Below are 20,102 nucleotides of genomic sequence, written 5' to 3'. Positions count from 1 at the left end.
GATAGAGAGAAAACAATGCTTATTTCCCAAGACTGGGTTACCCGCATCCTGGGCACCGCGAATTCCGGCTGGAGCGTACCTTCCGAAGAGTTGGACTCCGGCTTTGTTCGCGTTGGTTTTGAAACCGAGGGATTTGAGGCCCTCCCAGAGACGACCGGCCCGCTGGTCATTGGCCAGGTCGTCGAGATTGAAGAGCTCACGCAGTTCAAGAAGCCAATCCGTTATTGCCAGGTCAACGTTGGCCACGCAAATGGCACCGGCGAGCTGCAGGGCATCATCTGTGGCGCCCGCAATTTCCGTCTCAATGACTATGTCGTGGTCTCTCTCCCAGGTGCTGAGCTGCCCGGCGGCTTCAAGATTGCTGCTCGCGAGACTTATGACCACATCTCCAACGGCATGATGTGCTCCGCCGCTGAGCTCGGGTTCGGCGACAAGGCCAACGGCATTATCGTTCTAGGGGACGAGGTGGCGGACAAGGTCGGCGAGGACGCCCGCCCCATCATCGGTCTGGCTGATACTGCCTTCGACGTCAACATCACCCCGGATCGCGGCTACGCCCTCTCCGCGCGCGGTTTGACCCGCGAGGTGGCTTCGGCGTTTGACCTCACCTTCCCGGACGTGGCCCAGGACCCGAGCGCGGCCGGTGTAGATATCTCTGCTGTTCCTCAGGCACAGGGCGCGCTTATCGACGTTGACCTGCGCGAGGAAACCAAAGCCCAGCGCTTTGGTCTGCGCAAGGTCAGCGGCATCGACCCCGCTGCCCGAACCCCATTTTGGATGGAGCGCGAGCTCATGTTGTCCGGCCAGCGCAGCGTCAACGTGGCCACCGACGTCACGAACTACGTCATGCTGTTGCTGGGTGCCCCGATGCACGCCTTCGATGCCAATGTGATCAGCGGCAACCTCGTGGTGCGCAATGCCGCAGAAGGGGAGAAGTTCGAGACCCTAGATCACGTCAAGCGTGAGCTGTCGGCTGGTGACGTGGTCATCTGTGATGACAACGGCATTCAGTCCCTCGCCGGTGTCATGGGCGGTACGACCTCAGAGATTTCCGATGAGACCACGGATGTCTACTTCGAGTCCGCCATCTGGGATCCGATCACCGTGGCCCGGACCTCTCGCCGTCACAAGCTTTCCTCTGAGGCGTCCCGCCGCTTCGAGCGCGGCGTCGACCCGGCCATCGTCGAGGTCGCCCTCGACGTTGCCTGCGCGCTACTGCAGCAGATTGCTGGCGGCACCATCGAGGCTGGCAGGACGCTCGTGGGAGACGTCGCCAAGCGCGAGCCCATCACCCTGCGCACCGCCAAGCCCAGCGAATACGCCGGCGTGCAGTACTCCCGCGACACCATTATCCAGCGCCTGCGCGAGGTGGGCTGCGACGTCACCGACAACGGTGATGAGCTGCAAGTTACCCCGGCGACGTGGCGCACGGATATCTCCATGGACGTCGACCTCATTGAGGAAGTCCTGCGCCTAGAAGGGCTAGAGGACATTCCCACTGTGCTGCCGACCCCGGCAGGCGGTCGCGGTCTGACGCCGGCCCAGAAGCGCCGCCGCGCTATTGGCCACGCTTTGGCCTATGCCGGTTATGCCGAGGTCTTGCCGGCGCCGTTTATCCCGAACGACACCTTTGATACATGGGGCTTGGACAAGGAGGATCCGCGACGTAAGACGGTGGCCGTGCAGAATCCTCTCGAGTCCGACAAGGCCATTCTGTCCACGACGTTGCTCCCGAACCTTCTTGAGGCCATCGCCCGCAACGTGGCCCGTGGCCGAAGCGACCTTGCCCTTTTCGGCCTCCAGCAGGTGGCATTCAAGCGCGCTGATGTGTCGCCGATGCCTTCGGTGGAGTCCCGCCCGGAGGAGTCCGTCGTGGCTGAGCTTTTGGAGTCCCTGCCTCTGCAGCCGCTGCACGTGGCTACGGTAGCTACCGGCAACATTGAGCACGAAGGTCCGTGGGGGACCGGCCGCGCGTATAGCTATGCAGATGCGATCGAGTCTGCGCGCCAGGTGGCTCGTTCCGCTGGTGTTGACGTTGCAGTTAAGGCAGCCGAACAGCTTCCGTGGCACCCGGGTCGCTGTGCCGCAATTGTCCTCGCCGATGATGAAGAGCAGGTCGTGGGTTATGCGGGTGAGCTGCACCCGCAGGTTCTTGAGGCTTTGGAGCTTCCTGCACGCACGTGTGCCATGGAGCTCGATGTCTCAGCACTGCCGTTGGAGGAAAAGTTCCCGGCACCTGTGCTGTCCTCCTTCCCGGCCCTGCACCAAGACATCGCGTTGGTCGTCGATGATGCCACCCCGGCTGAAGAGGTTCGTAAGGTCGTTGAGGAGGGCGCCGGTGAGCTGCTGGAGTCCGTGGAGCTTTTCGACGTCTTCCGGGGCGAGCAGCTTGGTGAGGGCAAGAAATCCCTTGCTTTCCAGCTTCTTTTCCGTGCGGATGACCGCACGCTGACCGATGAGGAAGCGAACCAGCATCGTCTCGCCGCTGCGGAGCTGGCAAAGCAGCGTCTCGGCGCACAGATGCGGGCTTAGCGTATCGGCATCTATTAATTCATCAACCCGGTTCACCCTGCAGGTGGGCCGGGTTTCCCTTTGCGCAAGCGTGCGAAGGCGTGGGGAAAGATCCCCCAGCACTGGTAGGTGTGTGGCTTGGCTCATAGCCTCAGAGGTGCAGCGTTTCCAACCCCCGAAAGGATTGTCTACACCATGCGTCTGTTGTCCCGTCTTACCGCCACCGCCGCCGTTGCCGGTGCACTCACAATTGCCCCGCATGCCTCCGCCGACCTGTCTCAAGGCTTCTCCAATGCCGATGGCACCGTCAACTGTGAAAGCGCGAATATCGAAGGAACCTACGTAGCATGTTTGTCCGAAGGCGCACGAGCTACCAGCCCGCAGTGCAACCCGCCGGGCCAACTGGCACCGCGTTTTATTTACCATGCAGGCCGCTCTAAAGCTGATTGCTTCAACCAAGGGCTTACGACCACGAATTTCAAGCGTCTGCAGCCAGGCCAAGTTCACCAATTCAATGAAGTCACCGCTATCGCCGATGCGCAGGGCGGCATCCACTTCGTTGGCCCACAGGGCTACCTAGGCTACGCAGGAAAGAAGGCCGTATCTGGTTCGGAAGGACTGGGGGACGTCTCTTCCCGTGTCATGTAGTCCAAATGCAGCCCTCGTTTCATAAAAGGGCCCGGAGTTAGCCGGCCCCGCGTCACTCCTATTTCCTATTCCAAAGCTCGGATTCTCGCACTGTACCGCGAGAATCCGAGCTTTGCCGTTTATGGAATGAAGAAATACGGCGGCTGTTTTTCTTGAATAACATACGGCGGACTGCATTATTTGCTAGGGTGGCTGCATGAGTATTTCAGTAGCAATCGCCGGAGCCACAGGTTATGCAGGGAGCGAAATTCTACGCCTCGTGCTGTCGCACCCAGCGTACCTTTCAGGTGATCTGCGCATTGGCGCGCTCACGGGACACTCTAATGCTGGCGGGCGAGTCTCCGAACTCATGCCGCATCTGCCGCAGTTGGCAGACCGTGTCATCGAGGACACCACCCCAGAAGTCCTCGCCGGCCATGACATCGTATTCCTCGGTTTGCCGCACGGGCATTCGGCGGAGATTGGCCGTCAGCTGGGGGAGTCCGTCACCGTCATCGATTGTGCCGCCGATTTCCGCCTCCGCAACAAAGAAGATTGGGATGCATTCTATGGCGGTGAGTATGCCGGCGCGTGGCCCTACGGGATCCCGGAAGTTCCCGGCAACCGCGAGAAGCTCCAGGGCAGCAACCGCGTCGCTGTTCCAGGGTGTTTTCCCACCACGATTACCCTGGGGGCCCTTCCTGCCGTGGCGCAAGGGCTAATTGAGCCGGACCTGTCCGTCATCGCGATTACCGGTGTATCCGGAGCCGGTAAGAAGGCCTCCGTAGCTCAGTTGGGCGCGGAGACAATGGGCAACCTCAAGGCCTACAAGCCGGGTGGCACCCACCGCCACACCCCGGAAGTACTGCAGAACCTGCACCCCTTTACTCAGGAGCCGGTGTCCGTGAGTTTTACTCCAGTGCTTGCCCCTCTGCCGCGCGGCATTTTGGCCACGATTACGGCGCCGCTGAAGGGGGGCGTCGACAAGCGCCGTGTTGCCCAGGCTTTCCGTGAGTTCTACGCCGACGAGCCATTTTGCCTTGTGCTTCCGGAAGGCCAGCAACCGCAAACCCAGAACGTGGTGGGCAGCAACATGGTTCATATTCAGGCACACGTGGATGAGCGCGCTAACCGTCTTGTCATCACTGCGGCTTTAGACAACCTATGCAAGGGCACCGCCGGCGCGGCCGTTCAGTGCATGAACCTCACCTTGGGCTGGGAGGAAACTCTGGGCCTGCCGCAGGCAGCCGTCGCCCCCTAGATAGCCAAATACTCGCCCGCGCGTTCCTCGCGCCACCCAATCCCGCTGGAACTGTAGTTCCGCTAAGACAAGGAGAAACTAGAAATGATTACTGCACCCGCCGGCTTCCTCGCTGGCGCCACGACGGCTGGGATTAAGCCCTCCGGAAAGCCGGATATGGCCCTTGTGGTCAATCAAGGTCCCAACTTTGATGCAGCCGCAGTGTTTACCCGTAACCGCGTGGTGGCCGCTCCCGTGAAGCTTTCCCGTGCAGCAGTAGCGGACGGTGCCATCCAAGCCGTCATTTATAACTCAGGCAACGCGAATGCCTGCAACGGCGTGCAAGGGGACAAGGATGCGGCGGCGATGGTAGCCGCTGTCTCCGAGCACACAGATATCCCCGCAGCCAACATCGCGGCGTGCTCGACGGGTCTTATCGGAGAGCTGCTTCCCATGGAGAAGGCATTGGCCGGTATTGAAGCGGTTGCCGGGGATCTCGGTTCTGATGAATCGCACGGTCAGGCCGCCGCGGAGGCAATCATGACCACCGATACCGTGGTCAAAGAATCGCTCTTTAAGGCCGAGGGCTGGAGCATGGGCGCCATGGGCAAGGGTGTGGGCATGATGGCTCCCTCTCTGGCCACCATGTTGGTATGCGTGACGACGGATGCCGTGGCCTCTCCACAAGCCCTGCACTCCGCCCTGCAGACCGCTAGTGATCAGACCTTCAACACGCTTGACGTTGACGGCTCGACCTCCACCAATGACACGGTCATCATCCTGTCCTCTGGCGCTTCCGATGTTGAGCCTAGCCAGGAAGAGCTGGATGCTGCTGTTCTGGCGGTGTGTTCCGATATCGCGGATCAGCTCCAGGCAGATGCCGAGGGTGTGACCAAGCGCGTGAAGATCACGGTCGAAGGAACCTCCACCGATGAACAGGCGCTGAACGCCGCGCGCACCTTGGGGCGCGACAACCTTTTCAAGTGTGCGATGTTCGGCTCGGATCCCAACTGGGGTCGCGTGCTCGCCGCAGTTGGCATGGCAGAGGCTGATATGGATCCGGAGAACATCTCGGTGTTCTTCAATAACCAGGCTGTGTGCGTTGGGTCCACCGGCGCGCCCGGCGCGCGTGATGTTGACCTTTCCGGGGCTGACATTGACGTACGCGTTGACCTAGGTACTGGTGGAAGCGGTACCGCTTTCGTGCGCACCACCGACTTGTCCCACGACTACGTGGAAATCAACTCCGCGTACAGCTCCTAAGAGAAACAGGGAGGAAAGATGATTCAGGGACTCAGCAATGTAGACCGCGCTACTGTGCTCGCGGAAGCCTTGCCGTGGCTGCAGCACTACCGCGACAAGATCGTCGTCGTGAAGTACGGTGGCAACGCGATGGTGGATGACTCGCTCAAGGCCGCCTTCGCCGCCGACATGGTTTTCCTGCGCACCGTGGGCGCTAAGCCCGTGGTGGTGCACGGCGGGGGCCCGCAGATCAATGAGATGCTGGGCAAGCTGGGCATTGAAGGAGAATTCAAGGGCGGTTTCCGCGTGACCACCCCGGAAATCATGGATGTGGTTCGCATGGTTCTTTTCGGCCAGGTGGGTCGCGGTCTGGTGAATCTCATCAACTCCCACGGTCCCTACGCCGTGGGAACCTCCGGTGAGGACGCGGGTCTGTTTAAAGCCCGCAAGCGGTTTGTCGACGTCGACGGCGAGCCCACCGATATCGGCATGGTGGGAGACATCGTCAGCGTCGATCCCTCCGCCGTCATGGACATCATCGAGGCTGGACGCATTCCAGTGGTCTCGACTATCGCTCCCGGAAATGACGGCGAGGTCTACAACATCAACGCGGATATCGCAGCCGGTGCATTGGCACGAGCACTGGGTGCTGAGCGCCTTGTCATCCTCACCAATGTGGAGGGCCTGTACACCGACTGGCCCAATCGCGATTCACTGGTGTCGAAAATTGAGGTCGACAAACTCAAAGCCCTGCTCCCAGGCCTGGATTCGGGCATGATTCCGAAGATGGAGTCCTGCCTTATGGCTGTCGAGGGAGATGTGAGCGCCGCCCACGTCATCGACGGGCGTATCGCCCACGCCGTGCTACTAGAGCTGCTCACTACGGGCGGCATCGGCACGATGGTGCTGCCCAATGATTACAACCGTGAGGACTACCCAGAAGGCACGATCTTTAGGAAGGACGATAAGAAATGACCGCGCAGACCACACTGACGCAACGGTGGGGAGAGGTGTTAAGCAACACCTACGGCACCCCACCCGTGGCCATCGTGTCCGGCAAGGGCGCCACGGTGACCGATGAAGACGGTAAAGAATACATCGATATGCTCGCCGGCATTGCTGTGAACTCGCTGGGCTATGCCCACCCGGCCATCGTCGAGGCGGTCAGCGCTCAGGTGGCGACCGTTGGGCATGTCTCCAACCTCTTTGCCAGCAAACCCGTCGTCGAGGCTGCGGGCAAACTCCTGGAGAAGGTGGGGGATAGCGACGCCCGTGTCTTCTTCTCCAACTCCGGAGCGGAAGCCAATGAGGCTGCCTTTAAGCTGGCGCGCTTGACCGGCCGCCGCCGCATCCTCGCCGCGCACTACGGTTTCCATGGCAGGACGATGGGCTCTCTCGCTATGACCGGGCAACCTGCCAAGCGCAAGGCCTTCGAACCTTTCCCAGGCGGAGTGGAGTTCTATACCTACGGCGACATTGACTACTTGACCACCTTGGTGGAACAGAACCCGGAGGATACCGCCGCCATCATCTTGGAGCCCATTCAGGGGGAGACTGGTGTGATACCCGCGCCCGATGGATTCCTGCGCGCCGTGCGGGAGCTCTGTACCAAGCACGGGATCCTCATGATTGTCGATGAGGTGCAAACTGGTGTGGGGCGCACCGGTGATTTCTTCGCTTTCCAGCATGAGGGCGTTCTTCCTGACGTCATCACCATGGCTAAGGGCTTGGGCGCGGGTATGCCGATCGGCGCCACCATTGCCCGTGGTCAGGCAAAGGATCTCTTCACCCCGGGTTCCCACGGCACGACCTTCGGCGGCAATCCCGTTTCCTGTGCGGCGGCAGCGACGGTGCTGGAGCTTGTCGACGCCCCCTTCCTCGCCGACGTCGCCCGTAAGGGGGAGTGGCTACGCGCCGAGCTAGCTAAATCTCCGGCTGTGCAGTCTGTGCGTGGCCGAGGGCTTATGCTAGGAGTTGTATTAAATAAATCGGTGGCTAAGGACGTTGTGGCTGCAGGCTTGGACCACGGTCTCATCCTCAACGCCCCAAGCAGCGAGGTCATGCGCTTGACCCCGCCGCTAGTGATCACCGATGAAGAACTCACGCAAGCAATCGATCGCCTGCATAAGGTACTGGAGGAAATAGGATGAGCGTGCGCCATTTCTTGGCAGATGACGACCTCACAGCGGAGGAACAGGCAGAGGTCTTGGACCTTGCCTTGAAGCTGAAGAGGGACCCCTTCTCCGAGCGTCCGCTGGAGGGCCCGAAGTCGGTCGCGGTTCTTTTTGACAAGACGTCGACGCGCACGCGATTCTCCTTCGAGGCGGGAATTGCTCACCTGGGCGGGCACGCCATCGTCACGGAGACAAAGTCCACGCAGATGGGCAAAGGCGAGACGTACCAGGACACCGCTGCTGTTCTCTCCCGGTTTGTCGAGGCAATTGTCTGGCGCACCTACGCGCACCAAAACCTGCTAGAGATGGCTGAAACCGCGACGGTACCCATCGTCAACGCTCTGTCCGATGACCTGCACCCGTGCCAGATCCTGGCGGATTTGGTGACCTGCCGCGAGAATTTCGGTGACCTGGCTGGCCGCAAGGCCGTCTACCTGGGTGATGGCAACAACAACATGGCCAACTCCTATATGTTGGGCTTTGCCACCGCGGGCATGGAGATGACGATCATTGCGCCGGAAGGTTTCCAGCCGCAGCCGGAGTTTGTGGAACGTGCCCGGAAGCGCGGCACGGTGACCGTGACTGATTCTCTCGAGGCCGTCGACGGCGCCGACGTTGTTATCACCGACACGTGGGTTTCCATGGGGCAGGAAGATGACGGCAAGGACCGTCGCACCCCGTTCCTGCCTTACCAGGTCACCCCAGAGGTTATGTCCCGTGCCAAGGAAGAAGCGATCTTCCTGCACTGCTTACCGGCCTACCGCGGCAACGAAGTGACTGCTGAGGTGATTGACGGACCACAGTCCCGTGTCTTTGACGAGGCGGAGAACCGTCTCCATGCACAGAAGGCGCTGCTCGTGTGGCTTCTTGCAGCTCAGGAGGAGAACTAAGCGAATGACGACAACCCCAACGACGCGCAATGCCCGCCAAGCAAAGATCTTGGAGATTCTTGACCGCACACGGGTCACGAGCCAAGTCCAGCTCTCCGAGCTCTTGCTCGATGAGGGAATCGACATCACGCAAGCCACCTTGTCGCGTGACCTCGATGAGCTGGGCGCCAAGAAAGTAAAACGCGATGGTGGCCGGTCCTTCTACGTGGTGGGCGGCGAGTTGGAGCAATTCGAAGACCAGCTCAACGGTCCGCGCGAGAAGCTGCGCCGCATGCTCGATGAACTCGTGGTCTCCCACGATTTCTCCGGCAATATCGCGATGCTCCGCACGCCCGCGGGCGCTGCCCAGTACCTAGCATCCTTCATTGATCGTGTGGGCCTGCCAGATGTGGTGGGTTGTATTGCAGGCGATGACACCATCTTTGTCCTAGCGCGTGAAGGACTAGGAGGCCGTGAGCTTGCAGAAAAGCTCACCAGCCGCGGCATTTAACATTTATACGTAAGTCTGTATAATATAAATCAGTTCAATTTTTAGCACCTGTCTGTCTTAAAGGAGCAAACTACTATGACTGCACGCGTTGTGCTTGCCTACTCTGGCGGTCTGGATACTTCCGTCGCCATTCCCTACTTGGCCAAGATGACCGGCGGCGAGGTTATCGCTGTGTCCCTTGACCTTGGTCAGGGCGGCGAGGATATGGAATCTGTGCGCCAGCGTGCTCTCGACTGCGGTGCTGTCGAGTCCATCGTTGTCGACGCAAAAGATGAGTTCGCAGAAGAGTACTGCTTGCCCACCATCAAGGCGAACGGCATGTACATGAAGCAGTACCCGCTGGTGTCTGCTATCTCGCGCCCGCTCATCGTCAAGCACCTTGTAGAGGCCGCTCAGGCCCACGGTGGTACCCATGTTTCGCACGGCTGCACGGGCAAGGGTAACGATCAGGTGCGTTTCGAGGTCTCCTTCCGCGCATTGGATCCGGCACTGGAAATCATTGCGCCGGCGCGTGACTACGCCTGGACCCGCGATAAGGCCATTGCCTTCGCTGAGGAAATCAACCTTCCGATCGAGCAGTCCGCTGCGTCCCCGTTTTCGATTGACCAGAACGTGTGGGGCCGTGCGGTCGAGACCGGCTTCCTGGAAGATCTGTGGAACCCGCCGACAAAGGACCTCTACGCTTATACCGAGCAGCCGGACTTGGGCAATGCCCCGGACGAGGTGACCATCACCTTTGATAAGGGTGTTCCTACTGCGATCGACGGCAAGCCGGTGACCGTCCTTCAGGCCATCGAGGAGCTCAACCGCCGCGCTGGTGCACAGGGCATTGGCCGTCTCGACATGGTGGAGGACCGCCTGGTGGGCATCAAGTCCCGCGAGGTCTACGAAGCTCCTGGCGCCATGGTGCTCATCAAGGCCCACGAGGCGCTGGAAGATGTCACCGTGGAGCGTGAGCTGGCCCGCTACAAGCGCCTCACGGACGCCCGCTGGTCCGAGGAGGTCTACGATGGTCTCTGGTTCTCGCCGCTGAAGCGCTCCCTGGATGCTTTCACCGAGTCCACCCAAGAGAACGTCACCGGCGATATTCGCATGGTTCTGCATGCCGGCACCGCCACCGTCAATGGCCGTCGCTCTGGCCAGTCGTTGTACTCCTTCGACCTGGCCACCTATGACACCGGTGATACCTTCGATCAGACTGCGGCCAAGGGCTTTGTCCAGCTGCACGGTCTGTCGACGCAGATCTCCAACCAGCGTGACCGCGACGGCGGTTTCCCCACAGGCAAGTAAACCAGCACAGCCAAGGTCAAGATAAGGAAACGATGCACAAGACTAACGAGGGCGCGTTGTGGGGAGGCCGCTTTTCGGGCGGCCCTTCCGAGGCGATGTTTGCCCTGTCCGTATCCACCCACTTCGACTGGGTCCTCGCCCCCTATGATGTGCTGGCCTCCAAGGCCCACGCTAAGGTCCTGCACAAGGCTGGACTGCTGTCCGACGCCGACCTGGACACCATGCTCAACGGCCTGAGCGAATTAGGGGAGAAGGTTGCTTCTGGTGAATTCACCCCGCTGCCGACAGACGAGGACGTCCACGGCGCGATGGAGCGCGGGCTCATCGACATTGTTGGCCCCGAGGTTGGTGGACGCCTGCGCGCTGGACGTTCCCGCAACGACCAGGTAGCCACCCTGTTCCGGATGTGGATTCGTGACGCCATCCGCGATATCGCGCTCCAAGTCACCGACTTAGTGGAAGCCCTGGCTGATCAGGCCGAGGCTCACCCGGATGCCATCATGCCGGGCAAGACCCACTCCCAAGCAGCGCAGCCAGTTCTGCTAGCGCACGAGCTGCTCGCACACGCCCAGCCGTTGCTGCGTGATATTGAGCGCCTCCAGGATCTGGACAAGCGCTTAGCCGTGTCTCCTTATGGCTCGGGTGCACTCGCTGGTTCCTCGCTGCACTTGGACCCGGAGGCTATCGCCGAGGAGCTCGGTTTCGACTCCTCCGCAGAGAACTCTCTGGATGGCACGGCAGCACGGGACTTTGCTTCCGAAACGGCCTTCGTCCTTACCCAGATTGCCGTGGACATGTCGCGCCTATCCGAGGAGATCATCTACTGGTGTACTCCAGAGTATGGCTACGTCACCTTGGATGATGCCTGGTCCACGGGCTCGTCGATCATGCCGCAGAAGAAGAACCCGGACGTACCGGAGTTGACCCGCGGCAAGACCGGCCGGCTCATCGGCAACCTTACCGGGCTGCTGGCAACGCTTAAGGCGCAGCCCTTGGCCTACAACCGTGATCTGCAGGAGGATAAGGAGCCCATCGTCGACTCGGTGGCGCAGTTGAACCTCTTGCTGCCGGCGATGACCGGATTGGTCGAAACCCTGACCTTCCACGAAGATCGCATGCGCGAGCTCGCACCGCGCGGTTTCACTTTGGCCACTGATCTGGCTGAGTGGATGGTGCGCCAAGGCGTTCCTTTCCGCGAGGCTCATGAGGCCTCCGGTGCGTGCGTGCAGATTGCAGAGTCCCGCGGCGTTGACCTGGTGGATCTCACTGATGAGGAATTGGCGGGCGTCGACAAGCGCCTGCTCCCAGAGGTTCGCGAGGTGCTGACCATTGATGGGGCAGTGGCGTCGCGCTCCACTAAGGGCGGCACCGCCGGTATCCGCGTGGTGGAACAGCGCGAAAAGGTTCGCGAGCGTGCTCGTGGCGCGCGCGAATGGGCGCAGATTCCGCTGCGCTAAACCCGCCAGCTTCTTAAACCGCATGGTCCTTATGACCATGCGGTTCTTTTCTTATGTGGGGGTGACGCAGAGCGCTCTTTTCCACTGCACATAGTTGTCGTGCACCACAAAACGGGGGTACACGTGAGGTGTGTCTCATAAGGTTCCTATAACGTTTCCTTAGGGAATGCGAAGCTCCATCGCGTTCCGGATTCGGAAAGGACTATTTTCCTTATGACTGAAACACTTCGGCCGCCCAACACGGAGTCTCATGAGAAAGAGAAAGCGGTCTATGCTTCGGAAGACCACGGTCTCCAGAAGGGGATGAGCAACCGTCAGCTGCAGATGATTGCCATTGGCTCTGCCATGGGCACCGGGTTGCTGCTCGGCACCGGCGGGCGCCTACAAACGGCGGGACCGTTCCTCGCCGTCTTGTACTTGGTGTGTGGATTCTTCGGCTACATCATTCTGCGCTCGCTCGGCGAACTCATCGTGTATCGCCCGAGTTCGGGTTCCTTCGTCTCTTATGCGCGTGAGTTCTACGGTGAAAAGACTGCCTTCGTGACGGGCTGGCTTTACTGGGGAAATTGGGCAGCCACCTTGGTGGCGGATGGTACCGCGGTGGCTATCTACATCAAATGGTTTGGGCAATATACCTCGTGGTTGGACGCGGTTCCGCAGTGGCTGCTCGCCCTCGGCGTCGTATGTAGCATCCTTTTGTTCAACATGCTCTCGGTGAAGATCTTTGGCGAACTGGAGTATTGGTTCTCCATGATCAAGATCGTTGCGCTGATCATCTTCATGGTCGTGGCGATCGGTGTGGTCATACTAGGCCACCCCAACGGTGATCCAACCGGGTTCAGCCTTATTACTGATGCCGGTGGTTGGCTTCCTAATGGCCTGTTGCCTGCAGTAATTGTCATCCAGGGCGTTGTCTTTGCCTATGCAGGCATCGAGTTGGTAGGTACCACGTCGGGTGAGACAAAGGACGTCGAAAAGCATATTCCGCGTGCGGTGAATAGTGTTCTATTCCGTATCGTGGTCTTTTATTTCGGCAGCGTGCTGCTGCTGACCCTGGTTTTGCCCTGCACCACCTACGTCACAGAAGTATCGCCATTCGTGACCTTTTTTGAGTCACTTGGCGCAGGTTATGCTGCGCCTATCTTCCAGCTGGTGGTAATCACCGCTGCGATTTCCTCATTGAATGCCGGTCTGTATTCGACGGGCCGCATCATGTACAACATGTCTACTGCTGGCTCCGGGCCCAAATTCGGTGCCCGCATGTCCAAATCTGGCGTTCCTTATGGAGGCATCGTGATGGCCGCCTTCGTCGGTCTCGCTGGTGTGTTTCTTAACTATGTGGTGCCCGAGATGGCTTTCGAGATCGTGTTGAATCTGGCCGCGCTGGGCACGTTGGCGTCGTGGGCCGCCGTGGCCATGTCGCACATCAAATTTGTGCACCTGGCAAAGAAGGGGCGCTATACCCGTCCAAATTATCGCTCGCCCTTCGGCCAAGCAGGTGATTGGTCTGTGCTTGCCTTCATCGCGGTGGTCATTATCCTTATGGCTTTTGACTACCCAATCGGAACCTTCGCTCTGGCCTCTACGCTGCTTCTCATTCCGGTGTTCGCTGCCATGTGGTTTGCCTGGCGTGAGCGTATCTACACCATCGCGGCGGAGAGGAAGGCCAAGCACCTTCCCACCTCACGCTTCCCAGCCGCGCCGCAGACGGACCTTCACCCGAAGAACTAATACAAGAATCAAGATCGGAGATTGCAATGAAACATGCTGTCAAGTTCGTAGATGTAGAGAATATGGCGCGCTGGATACAGCGTGAGGGAGTAGAAAACATCATTATCGGAATGGTGGACTACCTTGAGGCGGACTACCGCGAATGGGAGCGATTCGACAAAATCGCACGCGTGGCTTCTCACACCCCGTTCGGCGTCATCGAACTCATGCCTACCTCCAATGGCAAGGAGTACTCCTTCAAGTACGTCAATGGTCATCCTTCGAACCCCGCACGTGGCTTTCAGACGGTAACTGCTTTTGGCGTGCTTGCTGACGTCGACAACGGTTACCCCACGTTCGAGGCCGAAATGACTTTGCTTACGGCACTGCGCACGGCGGCCACCTCCGCCATGGTGGCAAAGCACCTAGCCAGAAAAGACTCCAAGCGTATGGCCATGGTGGGGGCTGGCTCGCAGTCAGAGTTCCAGGCCCTTGCATTCCGCGGTGTAATGGGGATCGATGACATCGCTATTTATGACATTGACCCGAAGGCAGTAGAAAAGTTCCAGCGAAACTTGGAGCCATTGGGATTCAACATCACAGCTTGCTCAAGTGTTGATGAAGCCGTACAGGGCGCCGACATCATCACCACCTGCACGGCCGATAAAGCCCAGAACCAAATCCTGGCCGAGCATCACGTCACACCTGGCGTGCACCTCAATGCGGTCGGCGGTGACTGCCCGGGCAAGACCGAGCTAGAGAGCTCAATCTTGGACAAGTCCAAGGTCTTTGTTGAGTTCCCAGAACAGACGCGCATCGAGGGCGAGATTCAACAGAAGCCGGCAGACTTTCCAGTGGTCGAGTTCTACCAGGTACTTACTGGGCAGGCGACGGGCCGCGAAAGCGATGACCAGATCACGCTTTTCGACGATGTCGGATTCGCCATCAATGACTTTTCTGCCCTTCGCTACCTTCGTGATTCTGTAAGAGGCACTGACTTGGAGTCAGAGATCGATATCATTGCCAACCCGGAGGACCCTAAGGACCTCTTCTCTTTGGTCGCGAACGTCCCCTCGCTTCTTTAGCCCAATGGTCGGGACAGAGTCGCCGCCCTTTTCTCTGTCCCGCTGTGGCCGCATTGATCTCTGCAGTTCTTATTAAGGCAACCGCTTTCGGATAGCAGCAGCGGGGGACTGCATCGGGGGTGCGCGATCGGTAAGTCGAGCACCATGGCGGAGTGCCTTTTATGATTTAGGTCATGAGTAGCGCACAGCCGGGTGGACGAAAGAAGTCAGTTATCGTAGCCCTCGCCTTCCTGGTTGTCGCTATCGTCTCCGTGGTCGTGGGGCGTGGCTGGATTTCGATGCCCAGCTTTAGCTTTCCCAGTTCGCCCTCCTCGCATCGCGACCTCCTCCACGTGAAGGGTGCCATCAGTCCGGAAGATGAGGAGTTTTTTAAAGCCGCGGAGCAGCAACAAGTATTTGCAGAGGTTGGCATCTCGGTGGCGTATGACGTTTTCTCGCCCCAGGACTTGGTAGAGATTGCTAGCAGGCCCGACCCTGACTATGACTTCGTCATGCCCGTCGTGGATGGCGCGGCACGTGTTGCTGAGACGAAAGATAAATTCACGACCATCACTGGGGCCGACCCCGGCTCGGTGGTTGCATTCTCTACGCCACTCATCGCACTGGTCTATACGGATTTGGTGGGTGATATGGAATCTCAAGGCTTGGTGGTTGACAACGGCGGTAACAAGTCCCTCGATCTTGCAAAATTGAACGAGATGTCAAAGGAAGGCACACGCTGGCGCGATATTAGCCCGTCTTTTGGATCTCCTCGCGTTGTCGATGTTGCGGTTCCCAGCCTCCGCGAATCCAATGCAGCTCTGCAGTATGCCGCCCTGATTCGTTCCGTCGGGGGAGGAGCAGGCGGTGATGATGCCATGCAGCGACTACTCGTCGGTCAAGGACACGGAGAGGCTAGCACGCAGGGAATTTTTGATACCTACCTGCGTCTTGGGAAGGGCGAGATGCCCATGGTGTTGGCCACCGAAGCCGAGTACGTAGCCGAACTTATAAAGCAATCAGATTCTGAGGGCAGTACGAAGCTCAAGGACTACACTCCCTTAGCTCTCGTCCCAGGTGCAATGCTGACCTCCACCGTCGTCCCGCAAACGGAGGAAGGTGAGGCTTTCGCCGCCGCCGTGAGTGACCGTTCAATTCAAGGTGTTGCCGCGATGCAGGGATACCGCACGGAGCCGACCAGCATCTTCGACAAGCTGGTCGCCGACGTGGAGTACAGCCCTCTCCCTCTGCCAACTCAACAACCTCCCACGTCTTGGCAAGACTTTGAAGCCATTCAGCAAGAGCTGGGATTAATCACGGGAAACGAACTCCCGGAAAGGATGATGTGAATGTTGCGATCCCTGAAGGCATTCGTCGCCGTGTCGTGCATGATGACTCTTGCTGCTTGTTCCGCTGTCAGTGGAAACAGTTGGCTCGACGACTCAACCTCAAGCGAGCAAGAGCAAGACGGTGACCTGAAGATTGTCGCCGCAACGGAGCTTGCACCGCTGGAGCCGGTCCTGGAACAGGCCTCCGAGGAGCTCGGCTTTGATATCACCATGACCACGGAGTCAGGCACGTTGGAGAACTCCCGTTCGCTGCAACAAGGAACCTTTGACCGTCACTATGACGCCACGTGGTTCGCCACCAACCGCTACGCCCGCATCATTGGTGCCGATAGCAAGTTGGGAAAGGAATTCAGCGTCGCGCGCTCACCTGTGGCGTTGGGCGTGCATAAGGATATCGCACGCAAGCACGGATGGGACACCACGCAGCCGACCTGGCAGGAGATTTCAGATTCAGGTATCACCTTTGGGATGACCGACCCATCAACGTCGAACTCGGGTTTCTCCGCCTTGTCTGCGGCCACCACCGCTTTCGCGGACACTGGCCGAGCGCTAACGGAGGAGGATATCTACAAGGCTTCGGACAAGGTCCAAGACCTGTTTGGTAATCAGACGCTCACCTCTGGCTCCTCGGGGTGGTTGGCGGATCGCTTCCGCGAGCATCCGGAGCAAGCGGACGCGATTATTAACTACGAATCCGTGCTCTATCAGCTCCAGGACGAAGGCGCAGACCTACAAGTGGTCATTCCTTCCGATGGTGTCATTTCCGCGGATTATCCACTCACGGCCCTTCATAGCTCCCCAGACGATGACGCAGAAGCTAAGGTGCAGGCGTTGGCTGATTGGTTGCGTGATTCTTCCCAGCTGCTGAAGAGCTACCACCTGCGTGTGGACAATTCCGATCTGCCGGGCACCATGTTCGAGCTTCCTTATCCCGCTAACGAGAAGACTGCACAGGCGCTGGAGGCCGCATTCGCCCACGAGCTGCGCAAACCCGGCAACACGTCTCTTGTGCTGGATACCTCGGGTTCTATGGAAGGTGAGCGTATCGAGCTTCTCAAGAGCAGCTTGCGCCCGCTTATCGACGGCTCTGCGGACGGCAATACCGCAGAACAAGGCCAGGTTGCCTTCCGTAACCGCGAGCAAATCAAGCTCATGCCGTACTCGTCCGAACCTCAGCCAGTGACCCGCGCGGTGATGGATACCGAAAACATGGGCTCGGTCAAAGAACTGGCGGATCGAGTAGAGGATTTGCAGGCCGACGGAGAAACCGCCACGTTCGACTCAGTGCTTAAAGCCTTTGATGAGCTGAGCACTGGCGACGGCGATATTGGCACCGTGGTGCTCATGACCGACGGTGAGGTCACTCGCGGCCGAACCTTTGCTCAGTTTAAGGAGGCGTATGAACAGCTCCCACCGGACAAGAAGGATATCCCGGTGTTCGTCATCTTGTACGGTGAAGCCAATGTTCAAGAGATGGAGGAGCTAGCCCAACTCACCGGCGGCAAAACCTTCAACGCCATCGACGGTGATCTGGCCGGGGCCTTCGAAGAAATTCGCGCTTATCAGTAAATCACCCTCTCCATTGTCAAGGAAGGCAGGCATCCATGGACGACGTAACCCCTCGCAAGGTAATTGCCGCAGTTGTAGTGACGGTGCTCGTCGCTGCCTTGCACTTCCTCACTGGCGGCGGCCTGGGATTCCTTTGGCCAATCGTGGCGGCCAGCTGCGGCGCGGCAGCCGGATTTCTCATCCCGCCGGAGAGGCAGGGCAAGGAGCTTCCGGCCCCTCCGGTGTCTGAGGCGGACCGGCTGACCACAAGCCTGAAGAGCACTCGCTACAGCCTGCACCACCGAGACATTCCGGCGCCCGTAGATCGCGCGTGGACGGAGTTCGACGCCTCGGCAACGTGGGTGCTCAACAACTGGGACAGGCTCGATGATGCCCCAAGTCAGCAGTCCCTTGTCCGCGACATGATTGAGGAGCACTCGAGCAGTTTGGTGAAGTCCTATTTAGAAGTAACGGAACTCAACGAGCCCGCAGCGGTCAAAGAGGTAACTGAGGCGCTGGGGATACTCAATCGAGAGATGACGGAGATTCGTGACGCCATTGCCCAGAACTCGGTCCGTGGCCTGCAGGATCACTCCATGGCGCTGAAGCTGCAATTTGGTGGGACCACTCCTTCTGCAGATTCCAAGGAGGTGTAGGGTTGGCGGGTATGAGTCTTGATCCGAAGCTGCTCGACATTTTGGTGTGTCCGCAGGACAAAGGCCCGCTGAACTACCTGGAAGAAGAACAGGTACTGGTCAATGACCGGCTAGGGGTGGCCTATCCCATTGAAAACGGTATTCCCGTCATGCTGGCCGATCACGCAACACCGTGGCCGCCAACTGACGACGATGCCTAAGACGCATCCCGCGAATTTAGTGGTCTTTGCGAACACTTATCCCGTCCAGCCGGAATCGAAGTAAAAGGAGCCTCCATGAACATCATTGATGAGCTGCAGTGGCGCGGCCTCATTAACCAGTCCACAGATCTCGACGCCCTCCGCGCGGCTTGCGAGGAACCCATCACTCTATATTGCGGTTTCGACCCCACGGGTGACTCCTTGCACGCGGGCCACTTGGTGCCGATGATTATGCTGCGCCGTTTTCAAAAGGCCGGGCATCACCCAATCGCCCTCGCTGGTGGCGCTACGGGGCAAATCGGCGACCCGCGGGATGTGGGGGAGCGCTCCATGCTTTCGCAGGAGACCATCAATGAGAATATGGTGGCTATCAAGAAGCAGCTGCGCCAGTTCATTGACTTCGAGGGTGAGAACGCGGCGACCATGGTCAACAACGCGGACTGGACTTCTCAGATGTCTGTCATTGACTTCCTGCGCGACGTGGGAAAGAACTTTTCTTTGAATACGATGCTGGACCGTGACACGGTCAAGCGTCGCTTGGAGTCCGACGGAATCTCGTACACTGAGTTCTCCTACATGCTGCTTCAGTCCAACGACTACGTGCACCTGCATAACGAGCTGAATTGTGTCCTGCAGATCGGCGGTGGCGACCAGTGGGGCAACATCGTATCCGGCGTGGATCTCAACCGACGTGTCAACGGTGCGAAGGTTCACGGCCTTACCGTTCCGTTGGTTACGGACGCCCAGGGGCAGAAGTTCGGTAAATCCACCGGTGGCGGAAAGCTGTGGTTGGATCCGGAGAAGACGTCCCCGTACGCGTGGTACCAGTACTTCCTAAACGCTGGCGACTCTGTGGTCATCGACTACCTGCGTTGGTTCACCTTCCTTGATCAGGAAGAGATTGCTTCCTACGAACAGAAGGTCGCGGACGAACCATTCCGTCGTGAAGCGCAGCGCAGGTTGGCCCAGGAGATGACCACATTGGTGCACGGTGAAGAGGCTACGAAGGCTGTGGAGCTAGCAGCGCAGGCACTGTTCGGCAAAGCTGAGCTCACTGATTTGGACGAAAATACCCTGGCTGGTGCCTTGTCTGAGACCACTGTGGCAGAGATTTCCGCAGGGGAGCCGCGAACCATTGTTGATTTGTTGGTTGCCGCTGGCTTGGCCGATTCGAAGGGCGCTGCCCGACGCACCATCAAGGAAGGTGGCGCGTACGTCAACAACAAGCGCATTGAGTCTGATGAGTGGGAGCCGGACGCTACGGATCTGCTTCACGGTTCGTGGCTTGTTCTGCGACGAGGAAAGAAGAACTTCGCCGGTGCCAAGCTCAGCTAACAACCGGTCTTCTTAGTCGGAGCAGACCATGCCTATCCCGCCGCCTTGTGCGGCGGGATTCGTCGTTTTTCTAGACCTGCGATTCACAACCGGGATAAGAACTGCTCGAAAAAGCATGAATACCTGGGGATTTGTTGTTTGTTGGGGGTGTGCGTATATTTATCGAAGTCGCCGCGAGACGCTGGTGACACGGAGATTAACTCCCAGTTGACAAGGTTTAAACTTGTTTACTAGAGTGTGAACTCCAGCCGCTCAAGACGGTGAATGATAAAGATTCATTGCGCTGAGTGTGCGAACGATGTTTGAGAACTCAATAGTG

At 58.8% G+C, this 20,102-nt stretch carries 17 protein-coding genes; all 17 read left to right on the top strand.

Annotated features, from left to right (window positions below; translation table 11 throughout):
• Positions 1-15: 15 nt before the first annotated feature.
• The 17 genes from pheT to tyrS all read left to right on the top strand — a co-directional run bounded on the left by pheT (position 16) and on the right by tyrS (position 19,783).
• On the top strand, positions 16-2,532 hold the full coding sequence (pheT, locus tag HMPREF2822_RS07540; RefSeq protein ID WP_070523170.1) for a phenylalanine--tRNA ligase subunit beta: 2,517 nt from the start codon (positions 16-18) through the stop codon (positions 2,530-2,532).
• Positions 2,533-2,706: 174 nt separating this feature from the next.
• Positions 2,707-3,159, top strand: a complete 453-nt coding sequence (locus HMPREF2822_RS07535; RefSeq protein WP_070523167.1) for a hypothetical protein — start codon at positions 2,707-2,709, stop codon at positions 3,157-3,159.
• Positions 3,160-3,355: 196 nt separating this feature from the next.
• Positions 3,356-4,399, top strand: a complete 1,044-nt coding sequence (gene argC / locus HMPREF2822_RS07530) for an N-acetyl-gamma-glutamyl-phosphate reductase (protein WP_070523164.1) — start codon at positions 3,356-3,358, stop codon at positions 4,397-4,399.
• Positions 4,400-4,483: 84 nt separating this feature from the next.
• Complete coding sequence (argJ, locus tag HMPREF2822_RS07525; protein ID WP_070523160.1) at positions 4,484-5,641, top strand: bifunctional glutamate N-acetyltransferase/amino-acid acetyltransferase ArgJ; 1,158 nt, start codon at positions 4,484-4,486, stop codon at positions 5,639-5,641.
• Between the two features lie 18 nt (positions 5,642-5,659).
• A complete protein-coding gene (argB, locus tag HMPREF2822_RS07520; RefSeq protein WP_070523157.1) occupies positions 5,660-6,595 on the top strand; it encodes an acetylglutamate kinase in 936 nt (311 codons plus the stop codon).
• On the top strand, positions 6,592-7,770 hold the full coding sequence (locus tag HMPREF2822_RS07515) for an acetylornithine transaminase (RefSeq protein WP_070523154.1): 1,179 nt from the start codon (positions 6,592-6,594) through the stop codon (positions 7,768-7,770). Before argB ends, HMPREF2822_RS07515 begins: the two co-directional genes overlap by 4 nt.
• On the top strand, positions 7,767-8,684 hold the full coding sequence (argF, locus tag HMPREF2822_RS07510; protein ID WP_070523151.1) for an ornithine carbamoyltransferase: 918 nt from the start codon (positions 7,767-7,769) through the stop codon (positions 8,682-8,684). The genes HMPREF2822_RS07515 and argF overlap by 4 nt, the downstream gene beginning before the upstream one ends.
• 4 nt (positions 8,685-8,688) lie before the next feature.
• Positions 8,689-9,174 carry an arginine repressor gene (locus HMPREF2822_RS07505; RefSeq protein WP_010190051.1) on the top strand — a complete coding sequence of 162 codons (486 nt, stop codon included), beginning with the start codon at positions 8,689-8,691 and terminating at the stop codon, positions 9,172-9,174.
• A 75-nt stretch (positions 9,175-9,249) separates the two neighbouring features.
• Positions 9,250-10,464, top strand: a complete 1,215-nt coding sequence (locus tag HMPREF2822_RS07500) for an argininosuccinate synthase (protein ID WP_010190050.1) — start codon at positions 9,250-9,252, stop codon at positions 10,462-10,464.
• Between the two features lie 32 nt (positions 10,465-10,496).
• Positions 10,497-11,921 carry an argininosuccinate lyase gene (gene argH / locus HMPREF2822_RS07495; RefSeq protein ID WP_010190047.1) on the top strand — a complete coding sequence of 475 codons (1,425 nt, stop codon included), beginning with the start codon at positions 10,497-10,499 and terminating at the stop codon, positions 11,919-11,921.
• Between the two features lie 213 nt (positions 11,922-12,134).
• A complete protein-coding gene (locus HMPREF2822_RS07490; protein ID WP_070523143.1) occupies positions 12,135-13,652 on the top strand; it encodes an amino acid permease in 1,518 nt (505 codons plus the stop codon).
• 26 nt (positions 13,653-13,678) lie between these two features.
• Positions 13,679-14,716, top strand: a complete 1,038-nt coding sequence (locus tag HMPREF2822_RS07485; protein ID WP_070523139.1) for an ornithine cyclodeaminase — start codon at positions 13,679-13,681, stop codon at positions 14,714-14,716.
• Between the two features lie 173 nt (positions 14,717-14,889).
• Positions 14,890-16,044 (top strand): hypothetical protein, encoded by a 1,155-nt coding sequence (locus tag HMPREF2822_RS07480; RefSeq protein WP_070523136.1) that lies wholly within the window; start codon positions 14,890-14,892, stop codon positions 16,042-16,044.
• Positions 16,045-17,613 (top strand): vWA domain-containing protein, encoded by a 1,569-nt coding sequence (locus HMPREF2822_RS07475; RefSeq protein WP_070523133.1) that lies wholly within the window; start codon positions 16,045-16,047, stop codon positions 17,611-17,613.
• Between the two features lie 35 nt (positions 17,614-17,648).
• Positions 17,649-18,248: a hypothetical protein gene (locus HMPREF2822_RS07470; protein WP_070523128.1), complete on the top strand. Its 600-nt coding sequence runs from the start codon at positions 17,649-17,651 to the stop codon at positions 18,246-18,248.
• 11 nt (positions 18,249-18,259) lie between these two features.
• Positions 18,260-18,448, top strand: a complete 189-nt coding sequence (locus HMPREF2822_RS07465) for a Trm112 family protein (protein ID WP_070523125.1) — start codon at positions 18,260-18,262, stop codon at positions 18,446-18,448.
• 75 nt (positions 18,449-18,523) lie between these two features.
• Positions 18,524-19,783, top strand: a complete 1,260-nt coding sequence (gene tyrS / locus HMPREF2822_RS07460) for a tyrosine--tRNA ligase (RefSeq protein ID WP_070523122.1) — start codon at positions 18,524-18,526, stop codon at positions 19,781-19,783.
• Positions 19,784-20,102: the final 319 nt, after the last annotated feature.

This window comes from Corynebacterium sp. HMSC062E11 (assembly GCF_001811845.1).
GTDB classification, from domain to species: Bacteria; Actinomycetota; Actinomycetes; order Mycobacteriales; family Mycobacteriaceae; genus Corynebacterium; species Corynebacterium hesseae.
This window is presented reverse-complemented; position numbering and strand designations above follow the sequence as displayed.

Coding starts and splice junctions, on each gene's coding strand:
- argH (WP_010190047.1), top strand. CDS start 10,497: ATGCACAAGACTAACGAGGGCGCGTTGTGGGGAGGCCGCTTTTCGGGC.
- HMPREF2822_RS07480 (WP_070523136.1), top strand. CDS start 14,890: ATGAGTAGCGCACAGCCGGGTGGACGAAAGAAGTCAGTTATCGTAGCC.
- argC (WP_070523164.1), top strand. CDS start 3,356: ATGAGTATTTCAGTAGCAATCGCCGGAGCCACAGGTTATGCAGGGAGC.
- HMPREF2822_RS07490 (WP_070523143.1), top strand. CDS start 12,135: ATGACTGAAACACTTCGGCCGCCCAACACGGAGTCTCATGAGAAAGAG.
- HMPREF2822_RS07505 (WP_010190051.1), top strand. CDS start 8,689: ATGACGACAACCCCAACGACGCGCAATGCCCGCCAAGCAAAGATCTTG.
- argJ (WP_070523160.1), top strand. CDS start 4,484: ATGATTACTGCACCCGCCGGCTTCCTCGCTGGCGCCACGACGGCTGGG.
- HMPREF2822_RS07475 (WP_070523133.1), top strand. CDS start 16,045: ATGTTGCGATCCCTGAAGGCATTCGTCGCCGTGTCGTGCATGATGACT.
- HMPREF2822_RS07465 (WP_070523125.1), top strand. CDS start 18,260: ATGAGTCTTGATCCGAAGCTGCTCGACATTTTGGTGTGTCCGCAGGAC.
- argB (WP_070523157.1), top strand. CDS start 5,660: ATGATTCAGGGACTCAGCAATGTAGACCGCGCTACTGTGCTCGCGGAA.
- HMPREF2822_RS07535 (WP_070523167.1), top strand. CDS start 2,707: ATGCGTCTGTTGTCCCGTCTTACCGCCACCGCCGCCGTTGCCGGTGCA.
- argF (WP_070523151.1), top strand. CDS start 7,767: ATGAGCGTGCGCCATTTCTTGGCAGATGACGACCTCACAGCGGAGGAA.
- tyrS (WP_070523122.1), top strand. CDS start 18,524: ATGAACATCATTGATGAGCTGCAGTGGCGCGGCCTCATTAACCAGTCC.
- HMPREF2822_RS07500 (WP_010190050.1), top strand. CDS start 9,250: ATGACTGCACGCGTTGTGCTTGCCTACTCTGGCGGTCTGGATACTTCC.
- HMPREF2822_RS07515 (WP_070523154.1), top strand. CDS start 6,592: ATGACCGCGCAGACCACACTGACGCAACGGTGGGGAGAGGTGTTAAGC.
- pheT (WP_070523170.1), top strand. CDS start 16: ATGCTTATTTCCCAAGACTGGGTTACCCGCATCCTGGGCACCGCGAAT.
- HMPREF2822_RS07485 (WP_070523139.1), top strand. CDS start 13,679: ATGAAACATGCTGTCAAGTTCGTAGATGTAGAGAATATGGCGCGCTGG.
- HMPREF2822_RS07470 (WP_070523128.1), top strand. CDS start 17,649: ATGGACGACGTAACCCCTCGCAAGGTAATTGCCGCAGTTGTAGTGACG.